This window comes from Streptomyces sp. NPDC104831 (assembly GCF_055583025.1).
Genome location: NZ_JBVJOT010000077.1, coordinates 1 through 20420, shown reverse-complemented (window position 1 = coordinate 20420; position 20420 = coordinate 1). Strand labels below are relative to the sequence as shown.

The 20420-nt window shown below is 70.8% G+C and carries 15 protein-coding genes and 2 pseudogenes; 10 read left to right on the top strand and 7 right to left on the bottom strand.

Going from position 1 to position 20420, the window contains the following annotated elements; genetic code table 11:
• The first annotated feature begins 64 nt into the window (after positions 1 to 64).
• The 7 genes from ACZ63H_RS34525 to ACZ63H_RS34495 all read left to right on the top strand — a co-directional run bounded on the left by ACZ63H_RS34525 (position 65) and on the right by ACZ63H_RS34495 (position 7651).
• On the top strand, positions 65 to 586 hold the full coding sequence (locus ACZ63H_RS34525; protein ID WP_469871945.1) for a hypothetical protein: 522 nt from the start codon (positions 65 to 67) through the stop codon (positions 584 to 586).
• Positions 587 to 595: 9 nt separating this feature from the next.
• A complete protein-coding gene (locus tag ACZ63H_RS34520; RefSeq protein WP_469871943.1) occupies positions 596 to 2011 on the top strand; it encodes a wax ester/triacylglycerol synthase domain-containing protein in 1416 nt (471 codons plus the stop codon).
• On the top strand, positions 2008 to 3534 hold the full coding sequence (locus ACZ63H_RS34515) for an ABC1 kinase family protein (RefSeq protein ID WP_469871941.1): 1527 nt from the start codon (positions 2008 to 2010) through the stop codon (positions 3532 to 3534). Before ACZ63H_RS34520 ends, ACZ63H_RS34515 begins: the two co-directional genes overlap by 4 nt.
• Before the next feature lie 601 nt (positions 3535 to 4135).
• Entirely contained in the window at positions 4136 to 4465 is a 330-nt protein-coding gene (locus tag ACZ63H_RS34510; RefSeq protein WP_469871940.1) for a hypothetical protein, read from the top strand.
• Between the two features lie 268 nt (positions 4466 to 4733).
• On the top strand, positions 4734 to 6671 hold the full coding sequence (locus ACZ63H_RS34505) for a TolB-like translocation protein (RefSeq protein ID WP_469871938.1): 1938 nt from the start codon (positions 4734 to 4736) through the stop codon (positions 6669 to 6671).
• Positions 6672 to 7168: 497 nt separating this feature from the next.
• The gene (locus ACZ63H_RS34500) at positions 7169 to 7357 is read left to right on the top strand and encodes a hypothetical protein (protein ID WP_469871936.1); all 189 of its coding nucleotides are present in this window, start codon (positions 7169 to 7171) and stop codon (positions 7355 to 7357) included.
• A gap of 141 nt (positions 7358 to 7498) precedes the next feature.
• On the top strand, positions 7499 to 7651 hold the full coding sequence (locus ACZ63H_RS34495; protein ID WP_469871934.1) for a hypothetical protein: 153 nt from the start codon (positions 7499 to 7501) through the stop codon (positions 7649 to 7651).
• Positions 7652 to 7724: 73 nt separating this feature from the next.
• Here ACZ63H_RS34495 and ACZ63H_RS34490 read toward each other — a convergent pair whose 3' ends face one another.
• From ACZ63H_RS34490 to ACZ63H_RS34460, 7 genes and pseudogenes are all read right to left on the bottom strand, one after another.
• Positions 7725 to 8597: a hypothetical protein gene (locus ACZ63H_RS34490; RefSeq protein WP_469871932.1), complete on the bottom strand. Its 873-nt coding sequence runs from the start codon at positions 8595 to 8597 to the stop codon at positions 7725 to 7727.
• 626 nt (positions 8598 to 9223) lie between these two features.
• On the bottom strand, positions 9224 to 12418 hold the full coding sequence (locus tag ACZ63H_RS34485) for a type 2 lanthipeptide synthetase LanM family protein (RefSeq protein ID WP_469871930.1): 3195 nt from the start codon (positions 12416 to 12418) through the stop codon (positions 9224 to 9226).
• Positions 12419 to 12490: 72 nt separating this feature from the next.
• Positions 12491 to 12670 (bottom strand): hypothetical protein, encoded by a 180-nt coding sequence (locus ACZ63H_RS34480; protein ID WP_181794033.1) that lies wholly within the window; start codon positions 12668 to 12670, stop codon positions 12491 to 12493.
• 433 nt (positions 12671 to 13103) lie between these two features.
• Positions 13104 to 13507: pseudogene (locus ACZ63H_RS34475) on the bottom strand (family 1 glycosylhydrolase); the annotation flags it as partial.
• A gap of 9 nt (positions 13508 to 13516) precedes the next feature.
• Positions 13517 to 14086 carry a hypothetical protein gene (locus ACZ63H_RS34470; RefSeq protein ID WP_469871928.1) on the bottom strand — a complete coding sequence of 190 codons (570 nt, stop codon included), beginning with the start codon at positions 14084 to 14086 and terminating at the stop codon, positions 13517 to 13519.
• 518 nt (positions 14087 to 14604) lie between these two features.
• Positions 14605 to 15924 carry an Nramp family divalent metal transporter gene (locus tag ACZ63H_RS34465; RefSeq protein ID WP_469871961.1) on the bottom strand — a complete coding sequence of 440 codons (1320 nt, stop codon included), beginning with the start codon at positions 15922 to 15924 and terminating at the stop codon, positions 14605 to 14607.
• Positions 15925 to 16281: 357 nt separating this feature from the next.
• A complete protein-coding gene (locus tag ACZ63H_RS34460) occupies positions 16282 to 17190 on the bottom strand; it encodes a manganese catalase (protein ID WP_469871926.1) in 909 nt (302 codons plus the stop codon).
• 501 nt (positions 17191 to 17691) lie between these two features.
• Here ACZ63H_RS34460 and ACZ63H_RS34455 point away from each other — a divergent pair.
• The 3 genes and pseudogenes from ACZ63H_RS34455 to ACZ63H_RS34445 all read left to right on the top strand — a co-directional run.
• Complete coding sequence (locus ACZ63H_RS34455) at positions 17692 to 18396, top strand: AfsR/SARP family transcriptional regulator (protein WP_469871924.1); 705 nt, start codon at positions 17692 to 17694, stop codon at positions 18394 to 18396.
• 258 nt (positions 18397 to 18654) lie between these two features.
• Positions 18655 to 19341 (top strand): hemerythrin domain-containing protein, encoded by a 687-nt coding sequence (locus tag ACZ63H_RS34450; protein ID WP_469871922.1) that lies wholly within the window; start codon positions 18655 to 18657, stop codon positions 19339 to 19341.
• 592 nt (positions 19342 to 19933) lie between these two features.
• Positions 19934 to 20420: pseudogene (locus ACZ63H_RS34445) on the top strand (IS5 family transposase); the annotation flags it as partial.

Sequence of the window (20420 nt, the reverse complement as noted above, 5' to 3'; positions counted from 1 at the left end):
GCGGCGGGCAACCATCGCCCCCTGTCACAACAAACGAGCCACAACGGCAAGAAGGAGAAGCCCGGTGTACAGGACCGCAGGACTCGGCCGCGCCATGGCCGACATGCTGGACGGCGTCCAGGAGATCGTCGGCGAGGTGCTCGGCAGCTACGAGACACGTCATGGAACCACCTGCCGGGAGTGGCCCGGTGAACGGTACTGCCGCCACGACGATACGCGGTGGGAGAACGACGAGTTCGGCTGGCACGATTCCTGGTGCGACCACCACGACGACTGCCGGTGCGGACGATGGCAGTGCCGGTGCTGCGAGCCGCGGGGACACCGTCCGCACCACGGGTGCCGATGCGACCAGCACGGCAACCCGTGCCACGACGAGCACGACGCGCCGTACCGGCACTCGGACTGGTGGTGGGAGACCACCGACGATTGCTGCGGCGACGAGTGTCGCTGCGATGGACGCGGCGACCGATACGGCCATGCCGACTGCCGGTGCGGAAACGGCCACGACGGCCACGGACACCACCGCCCCGGCAAGAAACACCACCGGCGCCCCAAGCCCCGCAAGGAATCCGAACGGAACCGCTGAGGAGACGCCGTGACCGCGGACACCACCCGACCCCCTGCGAGCGCGACCGAAACGGACGAGATGAGCGCCAAGGACCACATGGTCTGGCGTCTGGAGTCCGGACGGCGTGCCCGGCCCATCATCGTCGTCGTCATGTTCTTCGAGGACGAAGTGTCCTGGGAAGAGTTCACCCTGTGGCATGAAGGGCTCAGCGCCGCGATGCCTCGCCTTCGCAGTCGGGTGGTTCCCGGCCGCGGCCCCGGGAGACGACCGCGCTGGGTCCCGGACGAGGATTTCTCGCTCCTGCACCACCTCCAGCGTGTCGAGGTGGGAGGCGAGGGGACCCGTCGGGACACCTTCGACACGGCCGAGGTTCTGGCCGAAGTCCCCTTCCCCCAGGGCCGGTCCCCGTGGAACGGCTATCTCCTCACCGGCTTGGAGGACGGCGGAACCGCCTATGTCCTGAAGATCTCCCACAGTATCGCCGACGGCATCCGGCTGCGCGAGATCTTCCTGCGCCAGGCCACCGCGGAGACCGGCACACGGTCCCGTGGGGCGCCGGCAGCCGGTGCACCGTGGCAGGTGGTCAGCCCCATGCCCTCGGGAGCAGCCTCCACACCCCGGGGGGAACGGCCCGTACCGTCGTCCCCCCGCGGCCGCCGCCTCCTCAAAGCCGCGCGCTTCCTGGGTCGGGCCACCCTCGACATGCTCGACCTCCCGCACCCCGCACCGGCGGCAGGCGGCCAGTTCCGTCGGCACTTCTTCACCACCACAGTGCCCCTGTCAGCCGTCAAGAAGCTCGCCACCACGTCAGGGGGTACCGTCCACGACGCACTCGTCGCCGCCGTCGCGGAGGGCTGCCGCCGCTACAACGCGCAGCACGGCGTACGCCGCCGTCGCATGCGTGTCTTCTCGCCCTACGGCCGCCCGCCCCAGGCGACGGCACACGACTCACGCAGCCAAGGCAACCACTGGTTCATCGTCCGCTTCGCGGTCCAAGCCGAACTTCTTGACGTGCCCACCCGCATCCGCGCCGTGCGGCGGGCCGTCCGCGACAGCTACCACCACGACTCCGCCGACTGGATGGGCGCCATCGCCAGACTGTGCCCTCTGGTACCACGCCCCCTCTTCGAAGCGGTGTTCCTGCGTCTGTGCGCCACCCACGAGTTCGTGGTCAGCAACATGCCGGGACCGACGTCCGCAGCGTCGATCAACGGCCACCGCATCGGCGAAATCTACGCCATCGCTCCCACCCTCGGCTCGGCCGTCACCGTAACTCTCGTGTCCTACCAGGACACCTGCCACATCGCCGTCAACGTCGACCCCACCGTGATCCCCGACTCGCACCTCGTCGCCGACCATATCTGTCAGGCCGTCAGGGAACTGGCCGACCCGACCGGCCCCCGACCGGCCGACGGCGGGAAGACCGGGCGACCCGGCTGGTGAACCCCGCACGCACCCGCCTGCTCGCCAGGATCGCCTACCACATCGTTCACGCGTCGGTCCGCAAAGGCCTCCCGGACATGCCGGGTGGCATGGCGAGCGGCGCCTCCGGGGAAGTGACCGACGCGGTAGCCGTACGGCAGGCGTTCGAGGCGCTCGGACCGCTCTACATGAAGGTGGGCCAGATCCTGTCGACCCGCCCCGACATCGTGGCCGCGCCCATAGCCAAGGAACTGGAACACCTCCACGACCGGGCCGCCGTGCTGCCCTTTCACCTGCTGGAGCCAGTACTCGAAGAAAGCCTCGGCCGCGACTGGCACCGGCGTTTCCACCGCTTCGACACCGCACACCCCATCGGCACCGCCTCCCTGGCCCAGGTCTACGCTGCGACGCTGACCAACGGCCGCCCGGTGGCGGTCAAAGTCCAGCGGCCCGGAATCCGCTTCTTGGTGGAGCAGGATATGAAGACCTTGCGCCGCCTGGCACGTTTCTTCGCCAAACGGGCACCGGCATTCAACGCCACCATCGATGTCGATGCCATGCTCGGTGTCGTATTTGACGCCATGCGCCCGGAACTCGACTTCACCCTGGAGGCCCGCAACATGGAACGGGCCCGCGTCGCCGCCCGCCACTTCAGCCTTGTCACCGTTCCCCGACCGCTCGACGCCACCCCCAAGGTGCTCATCCAGAGCCTCGCCGCCGGCACCAGCATCCGTGACGCGAATGCGGAGTCATTCTCCCAGGTCGAACGCCAAGAAATCGGGCGGCAGTTGCTCGCCTTCATGTTCCACGGCTACTTCATCGATATGACCTTCCACGCAGATCCCCACCCGGGCAACATCTTCGTCGCCGCCGGCCACCCAGCCACCGTCATCGACTGGGGCATGATCGGTCACATCGACCGCCGGCAGAGCATGTCCTTGATGCTCGGCCTGCTCAGCCTCTCCCAGAACGACGGCCATGCACTCGCCAAGGCCTGGGTGGAGATGGGCAAGGTCACCCCCTGGGCCGACGTCTCGTCCTTCACCCAGGACATGGCCGCACTCGTCCCCAGGATCACCTCGGCCTCTTTGGAAGAGCTCAACTTCGGTGCGACCCTCACCTCCGTCCTCACCAGCTCCACCCGCAGAGGCATCCAGACCAGCTCCATGATCTCCATCCTGGGCAAGTCCTTCGCCAACGCCGAAGGTTCCGTGCGCTACCTGGCACCCGAGCTGTCCGTGACCGACGTCTTCCGTGAGGAAATACGCGCGATCGTCACCGCATACCTGCGTGAAGCCTCGTCGGAACAACAGGTGGCCCGCACCTTGATGGAAGGACTCATCAGCAGTCTGTCCACGCCCGGCGAGATCCGTGGCATCATCCGCGACATTTCCAACCAGGATCTGACCATCCAGGTGGCCCAGGCCGCCAAACAACGCCTCTCCCCGCGAGACGACCGGGCCGACGCACGTCTGCGGCGTGTCCTCCAGGCAGTCGGCCTCGCGGCCCTGCTCTGGCGCGCGTCACAACACCGTCGGCGGTGAGGCGCAGTCGGCCGTTCGCAGCAGCACGTACCCCGAGCACCTGGCCGCCGCAGCCGCGCTCGCGCTCGCCGCCTGGCGCCTGGCGCCGACGAGAGCTGGGCCATCGGGGTGCTGATCCCGGACCACGTCCCCGTCCGGGACTACCGCGCGCAGCAGCAGCCGTATGACATCAAGGACGCCTCCGCAGCCGTCGGCTCTTCGGAGCGATTGAGGTGAGCGCGCTGGCCAGCGACCGGAAGCCGACGGGCTCGGCACGCGCGATGCTGTGAGAACCGACGAGGCGACCGCACCTGAGTTTGTCGGGAAGAAAGGCGGACGCGCGCGGTCTTGCCGCCGCGTTGGTGATTACGTCGCTGCGCCAGGGGTGTCCACGACCACCGCAGCCGTCCGCTTCCAGACATTGCCAGCGGGCCGGGCGCGCGCTACGTTCCCGGCAGTCCTGCGAGGCCTTCTCGCGCGTTTGTGTCGTCGGTTCCGTAGCACGGCCATGAGCCGACCGATGACTTCCGACCGCCGTGACCGAAGGGTGTTCTCCCATGCGACCTTCACTGCCCCACACCCGCATGTCGACGTCGATTCCACCGGAACTCCGGATCCGTGCGTGTCTCTCGACCTTCGGCACACCGCAGGCACCTACCATTTCGCGGGCAGCGGCAACCTCAACTGCCTGGGAGGGAGCAGCGCGGGCAGCGGGCAGATCGCGTGGAGCGATCCGGGAACGAGGCCATCGCGCTTCACCTTCACCAGCACCTTGGCCGTCCGGCCCGATGGAACGACCGTGCTGGTCTCCACCGGTCCCGTCACCGCAGGGGACTACGCGGGACACACGATCACCAACACGGTGGTGATCACCAGCGCGGACCTGCTGGCCTGCACCACACCGAGCGGACTCACCTCCACCGCCGGCCCGTTTCTGATCAACATCGTGTGAAAGCCGCCCGGTGCCAATCTCCGACTGCGCCCGCGTCCCTGTTCTGTCTGGCCGCTCGTCGTCACCCGCCGTCTCCCGGTCGTGCGGTGTGAGAGGTTCGGTCTGTCGCAGACCGAGGTTCATCTGAGTCTCCGACGCCCTTCAGCCAGGGCCTCCCCCTGCCGTCTGTCGAGCACCACGTCCGGAAGGTGATCAGATGAGATCGTTCCTGCTACCCAGGCCGGGGCGGGCCATTCGCCGCCGTCGCTGGCCGGTGCTATCGGCGGCGGTGTCCCTCCTGGTAGCCGCCACGTGCGCGGTGTCGTCGGCACCGGGAACGTCGGCCGCGGTCAGCTGGACGGACGGCGCCGCGGTGCCGCCGTTCTACGCGGTGAAGCGTGAGGTGCTGCCTGTGCCGCAGGGGGTGATGCCCTGGGGGCCCACCTGGTTCCCCGACGGGCGACACATCCTTTTCCAGGACTACAACGGTGGCCGCGAGTGGGTCGCGGACGCTGACGGGCGGCACGTGCGGTGCCTGACGTGTTCCATGGCCGACCACCCGGCGATCATCGGCGGGTTCGCCTACGCGTTCCCTGACGGGAGGCGGATGTTCCTGGCCAACGAGCTCGGCGACGCAGTCGACGTCCTGGAGTGCGCCCCCAGTCTGCTGGACTGCGGAAGCCACCAGTGGCTGCCGGTCGACCTGTCCGCCGACACCACGGTCGGTGAGCCCGACCTGGGCCGGCGAACCTACCACCTCGCCCCGGACGGGACGCACCTCGGGTACTCGATCACCCGCCCGGACGGGCTGGTAATGATCGTTGCCGCGCTCGTGCGCGGCGCGTCCGGCTACAGCCTCGACGACCTGCACGTGGTCAACCCGCCCGGCCCGTCGGGCCCGGCGGACACCGACCCCGACCACTGGGCGAACGGAGGCTCGCTCCAGGAGTTCAAGTCCTTCGCCGACGGCGGCCGTTCCGCCGTCGTACTGGCCGTGCAGCCCAGCGGCGTCCCGCAGCAGCAGAAGATCGACCTGGCGACCGGCCGCGTCACCCGGCTGACCGGCTACCCGGACTGGAGCGAGGACGGTGCCTTCTCGCCGGACGGCGGTTCGCTGCTGACGGCCTCGTGGCGCACCCAGCACCGGCTGACGGCCCTGGGACTCATGCCGCTGACCCGTCCATTCATCGACCTCGCGCAGGCGGTCATCGCCATCTACTACGTCTCCAGTCGCCCCGGCTTCGCGTGCGACCTGAGCCCGTGGTTGTTGCCCCCCTCGGGGGACCGGAACGGACAGCTCGTGGGCCAGCCACTCAACCCGTACGGCGGCGGTACCACCATCCCGGCCAACAATCTGTCCGGGCAGCAGGTGTGGAGCCCCGACTCCATCCGTGTCCTGCTGCAGGGGCGGTCCCTGATCCCGCCGGCGGCCGGCGTCAACAGCTACCTGCAGCAGAAGGGAACCGCCCCCAACGAGCTTCTCGTCGCGCGCATCGGCCGCCCGCCCACCACGCCCGTGCCCACCGTCACCACGCAGGTCGGTTCCTGGGCGCCCACCCCGCAGTCCTACCGCTCCAGCTTCGACCTGCCCGGCGTGCACGTCGTGCACGGGAAGAACTCGGGCACCGCCGTGATCACCATCGGCGGCGACATCCTCGGGGGCGCCTTCTCCGTGCAATACCACGACTACAGCGACGACGGCCGCTACATCCTGAACGGGACGCAGACCGTCACCGGGAGCGTGACCGCACTGGTCACGGTCCAGGACGACCTGACCGCCACCGACGCCGCCGGCAACCAGGCCGGTTTCCTGAAGGCGTCGCTCCAGTACCGGCAAATCGTTCCCGCGCCGCAGAACGGGCAACCGGGCGTGCAGAAGACCGGCACCGTCTCCTCGTCATGGCTCGGTGAGCACGCCGAAGGGCTGCCCGAGGTGGGGCCCTGCCCGGACACCATGCCCCGGCCCGCCCGCCTCGCGCTCAGCGCCACAGCGCAGACCGGTCCGGACGGGACCGCCGTCACCAGCCGTGTCACCGCCGACATCGGCGGTGACACCCGTCCCGTCCAGGGCGCCACAGTGCGGATCGGTCTGCTGCACGCCCGCACGGGCCCCGACGGCACCGCGGTCCTCACCCTGCCCGCCGGGCAGCAGCCCGGCGACGTCACAGCCAATGCGGGAGACACCTTCCTCCCGGCCACGGCACCCGTGCCGCTGCCGGTTCCCTGACGGGCCTTCGGGGCTTTGGGGCCGCACACCGGCCGCGATGCCGCCGCACCGGGGTGCGGCGGTGCACCACAGCGCTACCGCAGCCAGCGCACGGCCGGTGTCCAGGCGTGCCACCGTCACCGTCCGGGGGCAGGGAACTGGCTCGACCGGCATGAGTCAGTCCTCCGGGTGTGCCTGGCGGCGGTGAGCGTTGAGAGCGCCGTCGCTCTTGTAGGGGTGTCCACAGTCGACGCAAGTGGGCTGGTCCCGCTGGCAGTTCGGTCGCTCCGGCCGCTTCCGCTGGGGTCAGTGACGGCGCCTTCGAGCGCGCGAACCCGGGCGTGTCCAGCGTTACCGCGTCCGCCGGGTAGGCACCGGGCGGCACCTCGGGTAGCGGTTCGCCGGGGACCCCCTCCGTCTCCGGCTGGAACACGCCCAGCAGATCGCCCTCCTGACCAGGGGGTGGAGTACCGGTCGCCTCGTCCTCTTGCGAACTGATGCAGCGGTGGCCGTCCGCGGTGGAACCGATCAGAAGCGGCTCGGACACCTCGATGAACAGGTGGGCGGGGACGGCGAAGTCGGTGGTGGAGACGGTGCGCACCTTCGGGGTCTGGGCGACAGCCCACGCGGCGAAGTCGCGGCGCAGGCCAGAGGCGGGCCGGACGTGGATCAGCTCGGGCGGCATGGCGGTCCTCACGGGCTGGTAGTGACGAGCACCGCCCACACGGTGCAGGTAGTCACGGGAACGTAGGTGCGCTCTGCCAGCACGCAGTGCACGTTGTAGCGGGTGTCGATGGAGGCGCCAGCAGCTGCCTGGCCGCGTCGTACAGCGGCGTCGGCACCTTCACGTGCCCACCGACGCAGCCGCGCTCCTGGGCTGCTGCAACATCGCCTACGTCGACGGGAAGCGGCTGTCCACACTCGCCGGGAAGTGCGTGATCATCGGTTCCGGGTACAGCGCCGCGAACTCCGGCCCGGGCGGCACCCCGGCGCTGCCCTGATTCGCGAAGAGGTGCACGGCGGCGATCGCCTAGGGCGTCGCCGCACTGGAGGCCCGCCCGGCACGGCCTGGCTCTACATCTCAGGGCCGGTCGTCGTCCGCCGAGGCCCCATCGACGTCATCCCCGACCCGTCGCGTGCCTGCAACTGGCTGATCAAGCGGACCAGATACTCGGACACCAGCCGTGCTGCGGCCTTGTTCACACTCCGCTGCCGCCCCTTGAGCAGCCCGCTTACGGTGCTCTGCGCCATACGAGTAGCTGCTGCAATCTGCCGGATCGAGGGGGCCCCTGCCAGTTCGCGCAGGGCTTCCCACATTTCAGGGCTCTCCCGCTCATGGACCAGATACGGCACAAGCTCATCTTGTTCCGAGCGCCGCACCCAAGCCTGCACCTGAGTCCGCCAGAACGCCTTCTGATCCAGCGACGACCATGGCTGCGGACCGGGTACCGGGTCGTCACCAGTTCGCCGCCCCACCCCCTGAAGATGCTCGAGCCCGTCCGCTAGTTGCATGGGAGGCTCCGTTTCCGAAGGGATTTCCTCTCTGGCCGTGTCGGCTTCGGCGGCCCTGACGGCGTGAGCGGCGGGCTCGTTCCCCTGCTCTCGCTCTTGCTCAACGGCCCGTCCGACTTCCTCGGGCTCAAGGTCGAGGCCGTTGATCTGGATCGTCGGATCAAGGGGCCGCTCGACTTCCTTGATGTCGTAGCAGCGGATAGCCTGCTGCACTTCCCGCTCCCCCGCTCGTATCGCCTGTTTACGCCGAACCGCCAGACGGAGTCGTTCCGCCTCGTCCTCTGCTTCGGTGCGCCGCCTGGTCCATTCAGCCTCATCCCCGTCCCATGCGCGGACCAGCGCGGCAAGTACCGGAAGGGTCGGGATGCGCTCACCTCTCATGGCTGCCCACAGCGTGGACTTCGGGATGTCGTTCTCGGCGGCTATCGCCTGCACGGTCTTGGCATCGAAGCCCGCCGAGTCTCGTAACGCACGGAGGGCCAGCGCGAATCGGGCCTGCGGTCCGTCGTCGGGTGAAAGAGGAGTTGGACGTCGCGGCATGTGGTCCAGACCAGTTGTCTCGCTTAAACGACACTTTAGCGCCGTATTCTCTCAACCCTCTTACGTCGCGACAAGCGCATTGCGAGGCTTCAATCTCCAGCCAGCGGCCACCAGGCGCCTCTGCCTCGCAAGCATCGTGAGGGCGCCCAGCGGCCGGACCGCCGCTTTCGCGGCAGATAGGACGGCAAACGATGCTGACGCCCTCTTCTCGTGATGGACACCGCCACCCCCTCCACCGCAAGCCTCGTCTCAAGTTGATCCTCGTCGGTGTGCTCGTGGTCGGGGCCGCGGCCGTTCTTCCGCCGAACCGCGTGAGCGCCTCCGCCCAGTCACTCGGGGCCGTCGCGGCGGCGACGATGGTCCTGCGCGGCGCCAAGGAGGACGAGGTGACACTCGGCTGACCACTGGATGAGAAGCTGGGCCCAGGTTCGGCCGCCGCCCTGCTGGTGTGGCGGAGCCCGCCTACTTACAGTGGCTTTTCACCTGAAGGAGCGGTTCCGTCCCGGTGCGCCCCCTTGACCTCACCGAACGGGTGTCGCCCCGGGCGGGCGCAGGGCCAGCAGGGAGGGCACGGCTTCCGGGGCGGCGAGCCGCAGCAGTCCGTAGCCGATCCCGGCGACCCCGGTCATCAGCGAGGGGCTGTGCACCCCGCTCGGCATGCCGCACACCCAGCCCCGCGCCTCCAGTGCGTCCAGGGTCACGGCGGCCTGCCGCAGTGCCGTGTCCGCCGCCGCCCCGCCCGCCAGGAGCAGCGGGTCCAGGTTGCCCAGGTCGCCGTGGCAGAGGGAGAAGTTGTGCCCGAAGCCGTCGCGGGCCACCGTGGCCAGGGCCACCGCGCGTTCCTGGCGCAGCCGGGCGTCGTCCAGCTCCGCGCACAGCTCCACGCGGGCCAGGGCGATGCCCGCCGCCCCGTGGCACCAGAGCACGGGGTGGGACGCGGCGGCGCCGGGCGTGCCGTCGGCGCGTACGTCGCGCCAGTTGGCGGCCTCCGCGTCGAAGAGGGTCCGCTCGTACTCCAGCGCCTCCCGGGCGAGGGCGGGCAGCCGCTCGTCACCGAGCAGGCTCCCGGCCCTGGTGAGCGCCCAGGCGATGCCCGAGGCTCCGTGGGCGAACCCAGCCAGTGGCCGGTCGGCCGTGCCGGCCAGCGCGCGGGGCAGCCAGCCGACCCCGCCGCCGGGCTGCGGGGCGGCCCGGTCCGCGAGCCGCCCGGCACAGCGGGCGAGGGCGTCGGTCACCGTGCCCGAGGGGTGCACCGCTCCCCAGGCGGCCAGCCCGGCGATGGTGCCCGCGCAGCCGTCGATGACGTCGAAGGACTCGTCCTCGGCGGCGGTGGCGGCGGCCCGTTGGACGAGGGTGCCGGCGAGCGCGGCCAGTCGGGCGTCGGGGCGGTGGGCGGTGAGGTGGGCGAGGGTGTAGAGGATGCCTCCGGTGCCGGTCAGACCGCCGGTGAGCCGGTCGGCGCGGCGCCCGGCCTGGTGGCGGAGGGTGACGCCGGCGGCCCGGGCGGCGTTGCGGTACGTCGCCTCGCCCGTGCGCAGGGCGAGGTGGTGGAGGAAGAGGGCGATGCCCGCGGTGCCGCTGTAGAGGTCGGGGCCGAGTTCCGCCGGGGCCCAACGGCCGGGCGGGGTCCAGTTGGGACCGATCCAGGCGAGGTCGGCCGGTCCCCGGTAGGCCCGGCGCAGCAGGTGGTCGGCAGCCTCGGCGGCCTTGGCCAGGGCGCGGGCGCGGATCGCCCCGGCATCCGGGTCCGGGGCCGGGGTGTCCGGGCGGGGGGCGGTGACCTGCGGGCGGGACGGTTCGCTCGTACCGGTGGCGGTGGTCACCGACAGGCGCAGGAGTTCGCGTTGGCGGGCGAGGTCGGCGGGGCCCAGGGCGTCCAGTTTGTCGAGCGCGGTGTCGAGTGCGGGCCGGTCGACGACGCAGGGGATGAGGGCTCCGGTGGAGGCGCGGGCGTCGACGCCGTCGGGGCGGAGGGTGAACAGGGGGACGTCGTTGTTCCGCAGGTCGGCGCGTTCGTGCGCGAGGAAGGCTTCGGCGCTCTCCTCCCAGGCCGCCAGCGCCCACAGCCGGTCCAGGTGGCGGTCGTGGTCCAGGGCGTCGCGCAGCAGGTCCGGGTGGTCACCGGCGGCGAGCAGGCTGCGGTATTCCAGCGTGTCGCGGCGCAGCAGCCGGGTGTGGTCGGCGGCGAAGGCCCGCAGCAGGCGGCGCACCTTCGGTCTGGCCCGCGCCATGATCCGGTACGCCTCGGTGAACCCGGCGTCGAGGTCGTCGGCGAAGTCCGCCGGCTCCAGGGGCTGGCCGGCGGGGAGGGGCCGGCTGTCGACGCCCTGGAGGTTCATCGGCCGGTACGCGATGCGCATCCGGTCGGTGCCTTCGCCGTCCACGTACGGCACGGTGCGGGGCGGTGCCTGGTCCGGGTCCCAGCCGAGGGCCGACACGTCCGCGCCGCCGTTGCCGTCCTCGTCCCACACCCGCTGGGGCAGCAGTCCGGACCGGAGCACCGAGTGGGCGGCGTCGTGGCGCGCCAGGCGTTCGGAGGGGGACAGATCCTTGGCGGGTTCGCGCAGGTCGGGATGGAAGAGCGCCTCGCAGTCGACGAGTACGGGCTGATCCCCGTGGGCGATGAGGTTCTGCGCGTGGCAGTCGACGGCGTCCAGTACGTAGAGCACGGCGGCGAGTGCCCCGGCGCGGTGGTAGAAGGCGTGGAGTTCGGCCGCGTCCCGGCAGTGCCTGGCCGCCACGTGGGCCACCCAGCCGTAGCCGTCCCGGGGCAGGTGGGTGACCTCCAGCAGCGGCAGCCGCAGCCGGGGGTTGAGCCAGCGCAGCAGGTCCTGGAAGTGGAGGTCGACGTCGAGCGGGCGGGGTTTGTAGACGACCCGGGTGCCGTTCTCGAAGCGCAGGGAGGTGACGGTGGCGCCGCCCCGGTGGGCGTCGCCGAGGCCGGTGCGTATCCCGGTCAGGCGGCCCAGGGGTACGCCGGGGGAGAAAGTGCGGGAGACGTCGGGCAGGTCGGCCGCGAGGCGGCGTACGAGGGCGAGGTGGGTGTCGGTCCACTGCTCGGCGGCCACCGTGAGGCGGCGGGCCAGGACCGGGTACTCGGCGAGGATCTCGACGGCCCGCGCGGGGTCGGCGAGGCGGCGCACGAAGTCGCGGTAGCGCTCCTGCGGGGTGGCGCCGGTCAGTTGGCCGGTGAGCCGGGCGACCTCCAGTTCCACGACCATGGTGCGTACGGCCATGGCGTGGGCGGGGGCGGTCAGGGACGGCAGCAGGTGGGCGGTGATCTCCTCGGGGGTGCCGAGCGGGGTGGGGTCGAGGGCGGCGATACCCCCGCGCAGCCGGTCGCGGGCGGCGGTGAGCAGCGGGGCGACCAGGGTGGCGAAGGCGTCCCGGTCGGGGATCTCGACGGCGGGGGTGGGCGGGGGTTCCTCGAAGACGGCCGCCAGGTGGCGCGCCCACGGCTCCTCGGCGCCCAGCCGTTCGGCCAGCGCTTCGGCGGGCTCGGTGAGCAGTTCACGCAGGAGGCCGGGGGCGAGGGAGTCGGCTGCCAGCCGCCTTTCGAACCAGCCGCCCTGATCGAAGGGGCGTTGTGCCCGCCAGCGGGCCAGTACGCGGTCGGCGCGCCCGCCGAGGGAGGCGTCGGTGACGGTGGCCCGGCCCCGGCGGCTCAACGGGACGGCGCGGGCGGCGGCCAGGCGCAGCGGGGTCGTGTCCACCACGGCGGTACCCCCTCGGGCCGGCTCATACCGCACGCCGCACCCCACGGGGGTGCGGCGCGGCGGACGGTCGGGTCAGTAGCTGCACATCCGTGCACAACTGGAGTAGGACTCACAGGTGTTGGCCGCCTGACCGGCGGACACGTAGACCTCCTCGGCCGGGTTCCCGGCCGGGTGGTCCGGGAACTCCCGCGTGAGACTCAGCCGGAAATCCTCGTCCTTGAGGGCACGGACTCGCTCTGCCGTGGTCAGCACGGCGCCTCCCCTGCTCAGTTGGTGTTTCCGCATGGTCGTTCGGACGGCTCATCATGGCAGCGGGGCCCTCACCGCACCAGGGGTGTGATCACGGTTTCACCGACCGCTCGTCCACCCGCCCGGGGCCGCATCGACGCGCACCGTCGGAACACCACCCGGTCGTGCGTGCGCGGCCATCGGCTTCCTGAGCGGCCCGTACCGCGAGGAGCCGCACGCCTGTCACGCGCCGCCGCGTGCGGGTGCTTCATACGGGGCCACGGGCGCCAGGAGTGGTGCAAGCCCCTGCTGCCGCAACCGGGCCCGCGTCGCCCGCCACCGCCGACGCGGGGACCGCATCCTGAACGCCAGGCCCGGCCCACCCCGCCGACCGGCCCCCGCGCCCAGCGTGGGGCCCGCCGGCACGCGGGCCCCGGGGACAAGCGGGGCCCGGTGGTCAAGCGGCTCGGGGTACGAGGACTCGGTGGGCGCGGATGATTGCGGCGTAGCGGCGGCCGCTGCTCTCGACCGTGCGGCGCTGGGTCGCGTAGTCGACGTGGACCGGGCCGAAGCGCTTGTCGCAGTACGCCCACTCGAAGTTATCCAGCAGCGACCAGATGTAGTACCCGGCGAGAGGCGCGCCCCGGCCGGCCGCCCCGGCGCAGGCGGCCAGGCGGTCCCGGAGGCAGCCGCCACGCCCGGGGCCGTCGACGGTGCCGTCCGGCAGCAGAAGGTCCGGGCAGGCGAGCCGTTCTCGGTGACGTAGATCCGGCGGGCGCCGTACTCCTCGGTGAGGCGCAGCAGCAGCGTCTCCAGGCCTCCCGCGCAGGGAGACCCGACCCACCTGATGCCTTGGTGTGGGGCAGTCGCTCAGTGCTTGAGTGGGGTCATGGAGCAGGCGCGGTCCCACATGCCGCGGAATTGCTCCGCCGGCCTCTGCTGTTCGCCGTGCAGGGCGTTGAGAACGACCAGGGATCCGGTGAGTGCGGGTACCGCCCACTGCACGCAGGCGAGATGCCGCCGGGCTTTGTCGGTGTCGATGGGATGGTGCGCCGCCTGTGCGGTGTCCTGGGGGTCGGAGGAGGAGGCGAGTTCGATCTTCTTGCCCAGGATGCGGGCATAGGCGGTGGCGACGAGTGCCGCGGCGGTGATGACCGTCTTGGCCGTGGTGGAGGCAGCCACGCCTTTCTGGTTGGCGACCCGGTGGGCGTTGACGGCCAGCAGGCCGCCGCCCCCGTAGAGATGGGCACCGATGGCGGCGGCGTTGACCGGCAGCCACTTCGCCCAGCCGGCGGACGCGATCCGAGCCTGCGCGGTCTCGGTGGCGCCTTCTTGACGGGCTGCGCCGTTGAGCCCGACCGCGCCCATCAGCGAGCCGCCGAACCACGCCGCCAGCCCAAGATCGTGCAGGCTGCGAATGGCGGTGTTGCGTCTGGACATGGTGGCTCCTTCGAGAGGCGTCGGTGGGCATGGCCGACCAGAGGCCGGCGCTTCGTCCACCCTCGCCCGGCCATGACGTGGCCGCTATCACTGCTGGCCCGGACGGGCTCCTTGCGAGCTGATTGGTGCGATCTTCAACGAGTCTCGCCTTCGCGTGACCGTCGCCGACCGGATCGCTTTCCGCTGCACGCTGCTCCGGACTGGCGCGCCCACCGGTTCCAGGCCGCCGAATGGCCGCGTGTCCACTGCCATGGAGACCTCGGGTCCTCCGACACCTGCCGGATCAGCGCCCAGATGACCCACGCCGATGACGACCGGACCGAGCGAGGACTCCCTTATCGGCTCCCTGCACCGCCTCGTCGAGCGCGCCGACGCCATGGAGAAACAGCCACCGGTCCGCCCGCCCGATCCCCGCGCGCTGCAGCTCACACAGGCCGTGTTCCCTGGGAAAGCGCTCTTCGCCACCGCCGAACACGTCCCGGCCGCCCAGGCCGTCGGAGTTGTCAGGGTGAACGGAGTCATCCCAGGAATGGATGGGCCAGCAAGAAGAGATTGAGTCCGCTGATCAGGGCAGCCACGAGGGCCGCGAACACGGTGGTTGTCTTCCGGTTGACCTGGGCGCCCATGAGACTGCGGCGGGAGGTGAAGACGAGGAGGGGGAAGAGGGCGAAGGGAATACCGAAGGACAAGGCGACCTGGCTGAGGACGAGGGCTCGTGTGGGTTCCAGTCCGGCGATCAGCAGACCCATGGCCGGGACAAGGGTGGCGGCGCGACGTACCGCGAGCGGCACACGACGGCGCAGGAACCCTTCCATGATGATCTGTCCTGAGTAGGTGCCCACGCTCGAGGATGCCAGGCCGGCCGCCAGCAGGGCCAGAGCGAAGGCGGCCGCGGCACCTGGGCCCAGCAGGCTGCCCAGTGCGGCGTGGGCCTCGTGGAGGGTGTCGATGCCTTTGTGGCCGCGGGTGTGGAAGACAGCGGCGGCGACGATGAGCATGGTCATGTTGGCCAGGCCGGCGAAGGTCAGGGCAGCGGTGATCTGCCTGCGGGCCGGCTTGCGTGGGTGGGCCGCAGGCGCCACCGATGCCTGTGGGCCGGCGTGGTGCCGGGTCAGGGCGGAGTGCAGGTAGACGACGTGCGGCATGACGGTGGCACCGATGATGCCGCTGGCCAGCAGCAGGCTGTCGGCTCCGGCGAAGCGGGGCACGAGGCCGGTGGCCGCGTCGATCGTGGGCCCCGCGTTCCACGCCTGGTACAGGAAACCGAACAGGATGATCAGGAGCATGCCGGCGAGCACCGTTTCGAAGCGGTGACGGCCCTGTGGGGCGAGCATGAGCAGGAGGAGCGCAACGGCGGCGGTGACCAGGACGCCCGGAATCAGTGGGATGCCGAAGAGCAGGTTCAGGGCGATGGCGCCGCCGATGAGTTCGGCCAGCTCGGTGGCGACGGCGACGGCTTCCGCCTGTAGCCACAGAAAGACGTGCAGGGTGCGCGGGCACTGCTCGCGGCACAGTTCCGGCAGGCTCCGGCCGGTCGCGGCGCCCAGTTTCGCCGATAGGTACTGGATGAACATCGCGACGATGTTGGCTGCGGCGATGACCCACAGGAGCAGGTAGCCGTAGGTGGCGCCGGCGGCTGTGTTGGTGGCGAAGTTGCCGGGGTCCACGTAGGCCATGGAGACGACGAACGCGGGACCGAAGAGCGCCGTCCAGCGCAGCCACCGCGGTGGCCTGCCCGCTGCCGCGGACACCGTGGATGCCGGTGCCGGTGCCGATGTTGCTGCGGGTGACTGGAGTGTTCCCGTGGGGACACGCCGGTAGCCCCTCGGGTCGAGCATCATGACCGACCCCGGCGACGGGCAGGCGTCCCGGCTGGGCGGCGGCCACGCCCCGGCCGCACCGGACTCGCCCGATGCCGCGCCAGCGCGACACGGAAGCCGGCGGCGGTCAGCAGCACCAGTGCGAGCAGCCACTGTGGCCAGCTTCCCAAGACGAGACCGGTCACGGCGGCGGTGCAGTAGAGGCCGATGAGAAGGAGGCGTGCTGAGGGCGGGCGGGTGAAGCGCCGTGCCGCGGTGAGGTCGGAGACTGTCATGCTCGCTCCCCGGATGGTCTGAAGGACTGCGGGTTTCTGGCTGTCGGTGGCGCCCAGGCGGACCAGGGGCCCGCCGTATCAGCGGGCCCCGTCCACCGGCTCACTCGTCCGGGGTGAGCGCGTCCTTGATCTTGCCCTTGATGCCGGTCTCGGTGCCCAGGACCGGGCCCTTGGGCTGGCCCTGGCTGCCGTCGTAGGTGGAGAACAGCTTCGGGTCGGGCGGCGGCGCCATGCCGAGATCGCCGAGCGGCTGCGGCGTCTCCAGCACGGTCAGCTCGTGCTCGCCGTCCGGCGCGGGACCGGCCGCCCACAGCCCGGCGCCCGATTCGGTGCCGTCGGACAGGTGCCACAGGGTCTGGGCGTGCTCGCGGTACTCCTCTTCCTCCAGGCCGCCGGGGACGACGTAACCTTCCAAGCCGTCCTCGCGAAGCTGTTCGATGGCGGCGAGCCACTGGTTCTGGTGGACGGTGTCCCGGGCCAGGTTGAAGCGCAGCATGTTCTTCACGCCGGGGTCGTCGGTCATGTTGTACAGCCGTGCGGTCTGCAGCCGGCTCTGTGCCTCGGCGGCGACGTTGGCGTAGAAGTCGGCCATCAGGTTGCCGCTGGCGATGGCGTAGCGGCCGTTCCACGGGTAGCCGTTGCTGTCGGCGGGCAGTGCCGCGCCGCCGGCGATGATGGCCTGCTGCGGGTCCATGCCGCCCATGACGGCGCCGACGGCAGGGTCGCTGGTGGCCATCTTGGTGGTGGCGGTGGCGGGTGCGCCCTCCAGCAGCCTGGCGATCATGGTGGCCAGCATCTCCACGTGGCCGATCTCCTCGGTGGCGATGTCCATGATCAGGTCCTTGTACTTGCCCTTGATACGGGCGTTCCAGCCCTGGAAGAGGTACTGCATCATCACCGACATCTCGCCGTAGGCACCGCCCACCAGCTCCTGCAGCTTGTGTGCGTAGGCGGGGTCGGGCTTCTCCGGCTTGGCTTCGAACTGAAGACGTTGCGTATGCGAGAACATCGCTGCTCCTCACTGGACGTTCGCGGTGCGGCCGTGAGTGGCGGGGGCACCGGCGCTCACGGCCGCCGAGGCCGGTAACGCCGACGCTAGGCGGGCGCCGTCACCGCGCCGTCCGCGGCGGCGTACGCGATGCGGCACCAGCCGGCGGGCAGAGGGCGCGGGAGCCCGCTGCCTCGACGTCTCGGCGGTGTCCACGTGCCCCGCGACGCGGGTACAGCGCCGTGCGGGTGGAAACGCCCACCCAGGTGACACGGCGAAGACGGCTTCCTGCCGACATCGCGGGCGAGGCCGTTTACCGCGGCGAGCGCGGGTTACCTGGCCCGTCTGAGGTTGAGGAGACAGCCACGGGTGAGAACGGCAGGTGACGCCCCCGCGGGAACCACCGGTTCAGCGGGGCGGGCCGTGCTGCGGCGTGAACGTGATGCGATCCGGCGGTTGTGCGATATGGACTCCGATAACACTGCCCACCGAGTCGCCCCGGACAGTGGCGCCCTTCTGCGCTTGCTGGGCGACTTCCGGCTGGAGATCAACCAGCGCGGCGTTTATGTCCCGCCCTCGGCTCAACGGCTTCTCGCCTACATGGCCCTGCACAAGGGGGTCGTCCTGCGTGAACAGGCAGCCGAACTGCTCTGGCCCGATCTGCCGAGAGCCCGGGCCGGGGCCAGCCTGCGCTCGGCGCTGTGGCGTATATCCCGCCGCACCGATCAGCACCGCGTGGTGGACCTGAAGACGACGCAGCTCTCCCTGTGCGGCGGGGTGGACGTCGACCTGCCGACCGCCTCCCGTTACGCCGCGACGCTGGCGACCGGCTCTGACAGTGAGCCGCCGGGTGAGAACATCCCGGGCATGCTCTGCGTGGACCTGCTGCCCAGCTGGCACGACGACTGGGTCACGGATGCCCGGGAGCACTTCCACCAACTCCGTCTGCACGCGCTGGAGGCCATCAGCCGCCACCACCGGTACCACGGCCGACTGTGCACGGCACTCATGTACGCGATGACCGCGGCCGAGGCCGAACCGCTCAGGGAGAGCGCCCACCGGGAGATCACCGCCGTACACCTCGCGGAAGGCAACGCCACGGAGGCACTGCGGCACTTCGCCTCCTACCGCAATCGCCTGCGACGAGAACTCGGGCTGCCCCCTTCCACGGAATACCGCCGCCTCCTCGACCCCTACCTGGGCCACCACCCTCCCGGCAGGCGGTGACAGCCCGGAGGGCCGCTTCTTGCCGCGGTCTCCACGTCCAACCGACACATCCAACCCACAGAGGGAGCTGAACGACATGACGAGCCCGCACGACGAGGGAAAGTCGCACCCGCTGGAAGAGGTCACCGGCGAACGGGATCTGCCTCCGGAAGAGGACGACACCCGCGAGGAGACATCACCGGACACGTCCGCCGAAGGAGCGGAGGATCGGCCCACGACCGGCGGCGGGCCGCCTGCGCAACCACCGGAAGGAACGACATGACGACCTCGATCGCCCGGCAGGGCGCGGCAGCGCTCGGTGGCGGCGGAAGCATCCTGCTGCGGCAGCGCCGTGACCATGCCGAACTCGACTCCATGATGAACCGCTTCGCCGATCCTTACACCTCACCGGGCGAGCGTGACGAGCTGTGGCAGGACCTGGTGCAACTGGTCTTCAGCCACGCGTTCGCCGAGGAGACCGTCCTGTGGCCCGTGCTCCGGCGTCTGGCCCCCGATGGCGAGGAGCTCACCGCGGAGGTCGAGCAGGAGCACCAGGCGATCAACGAACTGATCGCCCGGATCGAGCGGACTCCTCCGGACGATGCGCACCGGCACGAACGGATCGAGGAGGCCTTCACCCTCATCCGTCAGGACATCCGGGACGAGGAGGACCGCCTGCTGCCCCGGATGCGGGACAAGCTCACCGACCGGCAACTGCGAGGCATCGGAGCCGCCTGGGAGGCTGTCCGCCTCACGGCGCCGACCCACCCCCACCCGGCCGTATCCCGCAGGCCACCCGGCAACGCCCTCAGCGGCATCCCGCTCAGTCTCTTCGACCGCGTCCGTGACCTCGCTCCCTCCGCCGGCTTCCGCGCCCTCCACATCAGCGGGATCGTCGGCGGCACACTGGCGGTGTGCGGCCTGGTCGCGTGGACCGTGCGCGCCCTGCGAAGGACACGGCGCTGACCCACCCGTACGACGGCTGCGCCGCGTCGGCGCCGGCCGCGGTCCGCGCGCCGGCAGCGGGCAGCCGTCCCGTGCCCCCGGGTCGATGCCGTGGTCGAGAACCCCGCCCGCGGTCCGGACCTCCCGGCCCGCTGGTGGAAGGACGTCCGTCGTGAGAGAACCCGATCCCGCTGTCCACGACTACCTGTAGGACCGGGTCGGCCCGCTGCTGGACGACCTGGCCGCCTGGGTGCGTATCCCGTCGGTGTCCGCGGACCCGCTACACGAGCGGGACGTGACCCGCTCGGCGCGCTGGCTCCAGGCCCACCTGCGGGACAGGAGGCTTCTTCCCCCCGGGGGGAGGAGTGGGACACTGCCGGCCTGCAGACCGTCTTCGCCTGCTGGCCGGCCGAAGACCCACAGGCGCCGATGGTCCTGGTCCGCAGCCATCAGGACGTACGCGCCACCGAGGACAAGGAGTGGCAGGAGGTGGCCCCCTTCGAGCCGCGCTGCGCCAGGGGCGGATGTACGGGCGCGGTGCCTCCGACGCGAAGGGGCAGGCGCTCTGCCATGTCTGGGCGCTCAGGGCCCATCTGAAGGCGACCGGCCGTAGGACGGATCGCACGTCCGGACCCTCAAAGGGGGGCCCATGTCGGCCCGTCGCCGGTCGACCGAACCAGTCCCGGTTCCGAGCACCATCTGATCGTCGATCGCCACAGCACCTCGCTCGCCGTCACGCTCACCGGCGGGAACCGTCACGACGTCACCCAGCTCCTGCCCTTGTTGGACGCAGTGCCACCGATCCGGGGACTGCCAAGTCGCCCCGCACCAAGCCGCGGCGTCTGTACGCCGACCGCGGCTACGACTTCGACAAGTACCGCCGACTGTTGTGGAAACGCGGCGTCAAACCGATGATCGCCCGCCGCGGTGTTGCGCACGGCTCCGGACTCGGCAAGGTGCGCTGGGTGGTCGAGCGCACCTTCGCCTGGCTGCACCAGTTCAAGCGCCTCCGCATCCGCTACGAGCACCGAGCCGATCTCCACCACGGCCTGCTCGAGCTCGCCTGCAGCATCATCTGCCTCCGACGTCGTCGTAGATCC

Bases quoted from the DNA above. Each gene is read 5' to 3' on its own strand.
- ACZ63H_RS34470 (WP_469871928.1), bottom strand. From the start codon at position 14,086: ATGTCCAGACGCAACACCGCCATTCGCAGCCTGCACGATCTTGGGCTG.
- ACZ63H_RS34465 (WP_469871961.1), bottom strand. From the start codon at position 15,924: ATGCTCGACCCGAGGGGCTACCGGCGTGTCCCCACGGGAACACTCCAG.
- ACZ63H_RS34460 (WP_469871926.1), bottom strand. From the start codon at position 17,190: ATGTTCTCGCATACGCAACGTCTTCAGTTCGAAGCCAAGCCGGAGAAG.
- ACZ63H_RS34450 (WP_469871922.1), top strand. From the start codon at position 18,655: ATGACGACCTCGATCGCCCGGCAGGGCGCGGCAGCGCTCGGTGGCGGC.